2 protein-coding genes are annotated in these 1,508 nt (G+C 39.0%); both read right to left on the bottom strand.

All coding sequences use genetic code 11. The features are described from left to right. Nucleotides 1–60: 60 nt before the first annotated feature. Nucleotides 61–1,035: an RNA polymerase sigma factor RpoS gene (rpoS, locus tag H5072_RS19245; protein ID WP_182694481.1), complete on the bottom strand. Its 975-nt coding sequence runs from the start codon at nt 1,033–1,035 to the stop codon at nt 61–63. Nucleotides 1,036–1,070: 35 nt separating this feature from the next. Next, nucleotides 1,071–1,508, bottom strand: a 438-nt coding sequence (locus H5072_RS19240) for a peptidoglycan DD-metalloendopeptidase family protein (RefSeq protein WP_182694480.1), incomplete at its 5' end; no start/stop codon positions are given.

Below are 1,508 nucleotides of genomic sequence, written 5' to 3'. Positions count from 1 at the left end.
AGCCGAAGAATAAATTCTTCGGCTTTTTAACACACATAGTCTCTTATACTATTTAACTAGTTACGAAAACTGATTAAACAAGCTATCTGTACTTAAACCTTCTTGTTGCAAAATGTCTTTTAGACGACGTAATGCCTCTACCTGAATTTGTCTTACTCGCTCACGTGTTAAGCCTATTTCACGACCTACATCTTCAAGTGTAGATGGCTCATAGCCAAGCAGTCCAAATCGACGTGCTAACACTTCACGTTGTTTAGGGTTTAATTCACCTAACCAATCAACAATATGTTTATTAATATCATTATTTTGTACTTCGCCTTCAGGACCAGCACTTTTTTCATCAGGAATGATATCAAGTAGTACACTGTCGTTTTCGCCACCAATAGGCATGTCTACTGATGCAATTCTTTCGTTTAAACGTAGCATTTTAGTAACGTCTTCAACGGGTCTATCTAGGCAAGCTGCAATTTCGTCAGCTGTTGGCTCATGGTCAAGCTTTTGAGTTAACTCACGCGCTGTACGTAAATAAACATTAAGCTCTTTAACTACATGAATAGGTAAGCGAATGGTACGCGTTTGGTTCATAATGGCACGTTCAATTGTTTGACGTATCCACCATGTAGCGTAAGTAGAGAATCTAAATCCACGCTCAGGGTCAAATTTTTCAACTGCGCGAATTAAGCCTAAGTTACCCTCTTCAATTAAATCAAGTAGAGCAAGGCCGCGATTATTGTAACGACGTGCTATTTTAACAACCAAACGTAAGTTACTTTCAATCATACGTTTACGTGAGGCTTCACACCCTCGAAGTGATTTGCGAGAAAAAAACACTTCTTCTTCAGCACTAAGCAAAGGAGAAAAACCAATTTCGCCTAAATAAAGTTGAGTTGCGTCAAGATTTTTAGTTACTTCTTCTTTAGCAAAGATTTCATCGTCGTCTACTTTATCTAGTAGAGCTGTGCTTTCATCAATATCGATGTCATCGAACTTTTCGTCAGTCGTAGTATGTTTGTCAAGTTTTGCTGCGCTAGCCATAAGCCTTCTCCCGAGCAATTATCAATACCTAAAAATTAGGGTAGGTATTTAGCAGGATTGACAGCTTGCCCTCGGTAGCGGATTTCAAAGCGAAGCGCGGTGACCGGAGATTCTGAATTACCAATTTCTGCTATTTTTTGTCCTGCCTTAACTTTCTGCTTTTCTTTAACAAGTAATTTCGAGTTATGTGCATAAGCACTTAGGTAATCATCATTATGTTTCAATATGATTAAACTACCATAACCTCGAAGGGCGTTACCCGCGTATACCACTGTTCCTTGTGCCGCAGCTAAGACTGAAGCCCCTTTGCGATTAGTAATCTGTAAACCTTTATAACCGTTTTCCTTATTAGAAAAGCGTTTGGTAATTTTGCCCTGTGCAGGCCAAAACCACTTAACTTTACTGCTCGACAAACGTTTAGTATTACTAATTTTGTTACTGGCTTGTTTCTGAACATACTCTCGTTGTTTTGG

Source organism: Pseudoalteromonas sp. SR45-5, assembly GCF_014163565.1.
In the GTDB taxonomy this organism is placed as follows: domain Bacteria; phylum Pseudomonadota; class Gammaproteobacteria; order Enterobacterales; family Alteromonadaceae; genus Pseudoalteromonas; species Pseudoalteromonas distincta.
The sequence above is the reverse complement of the archived record's forward strand: the minus strand, read 5'-3'. Positions and strand labels throughout refer to the sequence as shown.

Coding starts and splice junctions, on each gene's coding strand:
- rpoS (WP_182694481.1), bottom strand. CDS start 1,035: ATGGCTAGCGCAGCAAAACTTGACAAACATACTACGACTGACGAAAAG.